Genomic DNA, 6,202 nt, shown 5'->3' with positions numbered 1-6,202 from the left:
TTGGCTACCGCTTTGCCTGGTCAACCCGAGCTTTTCAGTTGCCTTTCAAGCTCCGACTTTTAGGCCGGGGTAGTTGACGAGATGTCTCCGGGTTGGAGGGATCAACCCTCCACACTAGTGAACATCGCCATCGAGTACAAGCACGCCGCCCGCGTAGCACCCCCGGCTCAACGGTGCTGGTGCCGGAATTCCTGCGTCTTGCCGCCGTAACCATAGGCCGCCGCGCGCGCATCGATCACGTAGATGTACGACACCTCGTTGACATCGCCGATGACTTCGGACAGCGCGGCAAACGCCTGTTTCAGGTATTCCGCCTTCTCGGCCTTGGTGTTGGTTTCGTCGGTCACGCTGATATCGAGCTGGAACGCGTTGCGCCCCTTGTCGTATTCGGACAGCGGCTTGCCGCCAATGAACCATTGTTCGCGCGGGATGAACGTCACCGTGGTGGCGATCACCGGGGCTTCCTTGCCCAGTACGCGTTGGGTCAGTTCGCCAACGGTTGCCACGGCGCGGCGCATCAGTTCGGTATCGGGATGGCCGGAAATCTGCAGGGATACGTGGGGCATGACAGGCTCCTGTATGGATCGGTTTTCTCGTTTGCGGCGCGCGGTAGTGCGGCTGCGGTGATGCCATGGTAGGTGTAGTATGTCCATCGGAAAAGCGGGAATATTCGATACCATCCATCGGATAAACCGAAGGGAAAAGCAATATGCGCGGATTCGAGACAGACCAGCTCAAGACGTTTGTAACCGTGGCGGATAGCGGCAGCCTGTCGGCTGCGGCGCCGAGGTTGTTCCTGTCACAGTCGTCGGTCAGCGAGCAGCTGCGCAAACTGGAGGAGCGCGCCGGGGTGCCATTGCTGACGCGTGGCAAGAAGGGCGCCGCGGTGACGCCAGCGGGCGCACGCTTGCTGGACTATGCGCGGCGCATCCTGTCGCTGAACGAGCTGGCCCTGGCGGAGCTGCGCGGACAGTCACTCGACGGTGAGTTGCGGCTGGCGGTGACAGACTACTTTCGTCCCGGAGAAATCGCCGGCATGCTGCGGCGCCTGCGTGACCGCTATCCATACCTGAAGCTTCACGTCACGGTAATGAAGAGTGCGGCGATCGAAGCCGCCTCCGAACTGGATGCCTTCGATATCGGCCTGAGCATGCGGCTGATTGGCGCCCGCGCCGCGGACCGCGGCAAGGCCGGCGCACCAATTGGCACGCGGGGCGGCATCGTGCTGCGCCGCGAGGCGCTGGCCTGGGTAGCTGCGCCGGAAATTGCCGAGGATCCTCAGGTAACGTTGCCGCTCGTGCTGTTGCCCGATACGTGTTCGATGCATCAGTTCGTGGTGCAACTGCTGATGCGCCGCAAGCGCTTGTTCGAGATCGCCCATTCGGCTTCGGGCGTTGCGGGTTTGCATCTGGCGCTGGCTGCCGGGCTCGGGGTGTCTTGCCTCAATGCCTCGGCAATCGGTCCGGGTGTGATGCCGCTCGATGCGGCTGGTATCGCCGGCTGGAAACTGCCTGCGTTGCCGTCGGCCGAGTTCTATCTATTAGGTGCGCGGCGTGGCGAGGGGGAGTTCGTCAGCCAGGCCCGGCAGGCGCTGGCCGAGCAGTTCGGCTAGGCCAGCCTCGGGAGCGCTCAGGTCTCGCTCCACTGGCGCAGCAGGTTGTGATAGCAGCCGACCAGGCTGCGGCGCGCGCGTTCGTCGGCGTTGGTCTGGTTCAGTGTCTGGATGGCGTTGTCCATGTCGAACAGCAACGTGCGGTGGCCATCGTCGCGGATCAGGCTCTGGATCCAGAAGAAGCTCGCGATACGCGTGCCGCGCTTGATCGGCGTTACCTGGTGCAGGCTCGTGGCGGGATAGATCACCATGTCGCCGGCCGCCAGCTTCACCGAATGCACGCCGTAGGTGTCTTCGACCTGGAGTTCGCCGCCGTCATAGCTGGCCGGGTCGGACAGGAACAGCGTGGCCGAGACGTCGGTACGCAGCTTGCGCCCGTTGTGAGGATGGATCCGCACCCCGCCATCGACATGCGCGCCGAAGGTCATGCCCTCGCTGTAGCGGTTGAACATCGGCGGATAGACAATGTTCGGCAGCACCGCACTGATAAATAGCGGATGGCGCTCCAGCGCCGCAAGGATCAGGTGCTGGCATTGCGCCGCCACCTCGGACCGTTCGTCGATCTGCTGGTTGAACTTCACCGGCGCACCCGAGTAGCCGGCGGATACGCGGCCATCCACCCAGGCATCGCCTGCGTGTTCGAGTTGCTGGAGCACCATGGCCACCTGTTCGGCGCCGAGAACCTTTGGAATACGAACCAGCATCAATGCAATCCGGTTGGGGCCGCCGGGATGGCACGTCCCGCGTGCGGCCCCGGCTGCGCTTACATACGATAGGTGAACGACAGCATCGCGGTACGGCCCGTGCCCGGTACCGACCGGCCACCGTCCGACTGGATCAGCGCATCGTAATACTTCTTGTCGAAGATGTTGAACAGATTCAGGCGAACGTCGTACTTGGGCTGGTGGTACGCGATCATGCCGTCCCAGCGTACAAAGCCGCCAACCTGAACCGTATTGGTATTGTTGGCGTAGCGCTGTGACATATAGAACGCGCCGCCGCCAATTTCCCAGCTTGGCAGGATCGCATAGCTGGTCCATGCCGTGGCCGTGTGCTTCGGCGTGTTGGTCGGCACCTTGCCCTGGGTGCCGGCGGCGATGCCTTCCTTGATCTCGCCATCGAGGTAGGTATAGCCGGCAAAGACCTGCCACTTGGGCGTGATGCGTCCGGTAACGCCCGCACGGAAGCCGTCGACCTGGATCTTGCCGGTCAGTGCATAGGTGGTGGCGTCAACCTGGCTGCGCGCGTTGTCCTTGGTGATGCGGAAAATGGCCGAGGTCAGCGACAGGTTCCCGCTCATCAGGTCCCATTTGCCGCCTGCCTCATAGGCCTTGTTCTTCTCCGGGTCGAGCGACTGCTGGCCCACCGTGCCCACCAGTTGCTCCAGCGACGGGTTGAACGATGTGCCGTATGAAACGTAGTACGACTGCTGCTCGGTCGGTTGCCAGATGCCGCCCAGTCGTACGCTGGTGAAGTTGACGGTCTGGTCGGCGTTGGCCAGCGCGGTGTTGCCACGCGTGTTGGTCGAGTTGACCGAGTTGCTGATGCTGGCGATGTAGCGGTCGTAGCGCAAGCCGGCCACGGCCTTCCACTGCTTGCTGAACTCGATCGAATCGTTGGCGTAGACCGCAACGGTATTGGCCGATCCACCCTGCAGGTTGCCGGTGCTGGTCGGCACGTTGCCCGGCGAGTCGCGATAGACTGGATCCACCACTGGTGTACATGCGACGTAACCTGAGGTGCCGGCCGCCGCCGTAGCCGTTGCGGGTGGGTTCAGCGCCGTGCTGCCGCAACTGCCGTTGCGGTAGTAGTTCTGGTTGTTGTAGCCATCGTGGCCGAACTCGACGCCGGTCAGCAGCGTATGCTTGACCGGTCCGGTATCGAACTTGGCCGTCAGTTCGGTCTGGTTGTAGATCGAGTAATCGCGGATGTTGCGGTCATGGCTCTGCTGGCGCACGTAAAGCTGCGACAGCGGCAGGTTCGTGGTGGTCAGCGCAGTGAATGCGCCGGCCGCATTGATCGTCCCCACGGCGTTCGGCGCCGTTTCTCGCGCGTTGGTTTCCACATAGTTGAATGCGGTGTAGTTGCGCAGGCGCAGGTTCGGCGAGAACTTGTGGTCGACGCCACCTGACAGCGAGACGATGTTCTGGCGCGTGCGGTCATTGTTGAAGCCGTAGTAGGTGTTGCGATCGACGTTGACGGGATGTCCGTTGATGGCAGGCAGGCCATAGTCGGGCATGTCCTCGTTGTGCTGGAGCAACGCGGACAGCGTGACTTCGGTAGACGTGCCGATGCCCCAGCGCCACGACGGCGCAATGCCGAAATCCTGCACCGTCATCTCGTCGCGCGTGCTGGGCTTGCCATCCTGCGCCATTGCCGAGATGCGGAATGCCGAGGTGTCGCCGGTAGGCGTATTCACGTCGGCCGTGGCGCGCACCAGGCCGTTGGTGGTGACCGATCCCGAGACCTCGGTGGCAGCCTGCAGCTTTGGCTTCTTGGTGACCTGGTTGATCACGCCGCCGGTGGAGCCGCGACCGAACAGCATCGACGATGGCCCCATCAAAACTTCCACCTGGTCCAGTGCGAACGTGTCGCGGTAGTACTGGCCACGATCGCGGAAGCCATCGAGGTAGATGTCGGTACGCGCGGAGAAGCCGTTCAGGTTGATGTTGTTGCCGATCTGGCCACCTTCGGCGCCGCCAATGGTGATGCCGGGCACATTGCGCAACGCATCGGCCAGCGAACTGACACCCTGCGATTCCATCAGCGCGCGGTTCACGATCGTGACCGATTGCGGCACGTCGCGCAGTTCAGCGGGCAGCTTCGACAACTGGCTGCCTGACGGGTTGAAATCGTCGCGGGCGGCGGAGCCCTGGACCGTGACTTCGCGCAGCGTCTGGGGCACGGCTTCGGCCGTTTGCGTGGCCGCTGGCGCGGGAGTGGAGGGTGCCTGCTGGGCAAAGGCGGCAGGCGCCGCAAACAGGGCAACCAGGGCTGCGGCCAGGGGCGTGCGGCCAGGAGTCCGGCCGAGGGTACAGCGTTTCATTGTCAGGTCCAGTTCGCCCCCTTCAGCCGGGCCCTTTACCGGCAATTCATCCGGGGCATATGTGCGGGCGAACCGGAATATAAATACGAATTATTCGCGTTGCAATTTGCGTTGCTGGCTGATCACAGACAAGGACGATGGCTATTGATTGTTCTAAGGTAAGAACAACCTTATTGTAGAAACTGCATTGGTAGACACTTTGTATGCGTAATGCATCGCTTTTTACAAGTTGACCAGACAAATGAAACGGCCCGCATGTAGCGGGCCGCCTGCAGACATATGATCACCCGGACGGGTGATCTCATCCAAAATATTTTCTTACAGCTGCTTACTCGGCTGTCATGTTCGCGTTCTTGGCAATGCGGCCCAGGCGTTCGCGCTCGGACTTGATGAACGCCACGAAGCTCTCGACCGAGCCGCCGGCGGGTTCGATGCCGTTCTGGATCAGGCGTTCACGGATCTCCGCGTTCTGCATGCCTGAGGTCAGTTCCGCATTGAGCTTCTTGATGATCGCGGGGTCGGTGCCCTTCGGCGCGAAGATGCCGGCCCAGTGGCCAATGCGAACTTCGGGCAGACCCTGTTCGGCAGTGGTAGGGATGTTCTGTGCCGCGGGCATGCGCTTATCCCACGTTGCACCCAGCGCCTTGAGCTTGCCGGCCTTGATCTGCGGCAGCACGACGATCGATGCCTCCGAAGTTGCGGCAACCTGGTTGCCAATTACCGCAGTGATGCTTTCCGATCCGCTCTTGTAAGGCACCACGGTCAGGTTTGCACCTTTCTCCTTGAGCATCTCTTCAACGAAATGCGGCGTGCTGCCACTGCCTGCAGTGGCGAACGGCACGCCACCCTGTTTCTTCGAGTACTCGACCAGTTCCTTCACGTTGTTCACCGGCAGCGATGGCGATGCCACGATCACCGACGGGCTTACGGCGATCAGTCCAACCGGTACCAGATCGTCAGGCTGGTATGGCATCTTCTGGCGAATCAGGCTGTTGGTCACGGTACCCACGGCGCCTACCAGGAACGTATAGCCGTCGGGCTTGCTCTTGGCCACATAATCGGCGCCGACCACACCGCCCGCACCGGGCCGATTCTCGATCACCACGGGTTGGCCAATCCGCTTGCTGACCGCTTCGGCACCAGCGCGCGCAACGAGGTCATTGGCGCCGCCGGCGGTGAACGGCACGACGAACTTGATCACATGGTTAGGCCACGCATCGGCCGCGTGGGCCGTGGCGGCGAACAATGCAGTGGCGGCGAGTGAGAGGGCCAATGCGTGGCCGCGAGGGAAGCGATGCATGCTGGTGTCTCCGGTAGTTGTTTTGAACAGGGGCGGGGAATCGATCTTACCGAAGGAAGCTGTCATCTTGCTGAAGCGATTCGCGATAGGTCCAGGACTGGATTGGTGTTCTCCCCTCTCCCGCGCGCGGGAGAGGGGCGGGGGAGAGGGCCAGGGCATCAAGACGCGACATCGGCAATTTGAACCGCATTGCCCTCACCCCCAACCCCTTGTATGTCGCACAATTCGATCTGGATGCATTAGA

Annotated in this window: 5 protein-coding genes; 1 reads left to right on the top strand and 4 read right to left on the bottom strand. The window is 62.0% G+C overall.

All coding sequences use genetic code 11. From position 1 onward, the window contains the following. Window positions 1-167 precede the first annotated feature (167 nt). Window positions 168-566: a 4-oxalocrotonate tautomerase gene (locus ACO550_RS39270; protein WP_315598883.1), complete on the bottom strand. Its 399-nt coding sequence runs from the start codon at window positions 564-566 to the stop codon at window positions 168-170. Between the two features lie 143 nt (window positions 567-709). On the opposite strand from ACO550_RS39270, the gene ACO550_RS39265 reads away from it, so the two are divergent. Continuing rightward, window positions 710-1,612, top strand: a complete 903-nt coding sequence (locus ACO550_RS39265) for a LysR family transcriptional regulator (protein WP_315598882.1) — start codon at window positions 710-712, stop codon at window positions 1,610-1,612. A 17-nt stretch (window positions 1,613-1,629) separates the two neighbouring features. On the opposite strand, the gene ACO550_RS39260 is transcribed toward ACO550_RS39265, so the two are convergent. From ACO550_RS39260 to ACO550_RS39250, 3 genes are all read right to left on the bottom strand, one after another. After that, the gene (locus ACO550_RS39260) at window positions 1,630-2,316 is read right to left on the bottom strand and encodes a Fe2+-dependent dioxygenase (protein WP_315598881.1); all 687 of its coding nucleotides are present in this window, start codon (window positions 2,314-2,316) and stop codon (window positions 1,630-1,632) included. 59 nt (window positions 2,317-2,375) lie between these two features. Continuing rightward, on the bottom strand, window positions 2,376-4,658 hold the full coding sequence (locus ACO550_RS39255; protein WP_315598880.1) for a TonB-dependent siderophore receptor: 2,283 nt from the start codon (window positions 4,656-4,658) through the stop codon (window positions 2,376-2,378). A gap of 328 nt (window positions 4,659-4,986) precedes the next feature. Then, window positions 4,987-5,958 carry a tripartite tricarboxylate transporter substrate-binding protein gene (locus ACO550_RS39250; RefSeq protein WP_315598879.1) on the bottom strand — a complete coding sequence of 324 codons (972 nt, stop codon included), beginning with the start codon at window positions 5,956-5,958 and terminating at the stop codon, window positions 4,987-4,989. Between the last annotated feature and the right edge of the window lie 244 nt (window positions 5,959-6,202).

Source organism: Cupriavidus sp., from assembly GCF_057315035.1.
Note: the sequence above shows the minus strand (reverse complement) of the source record. Positions and strands in the feature narration are given on the sequence as shown.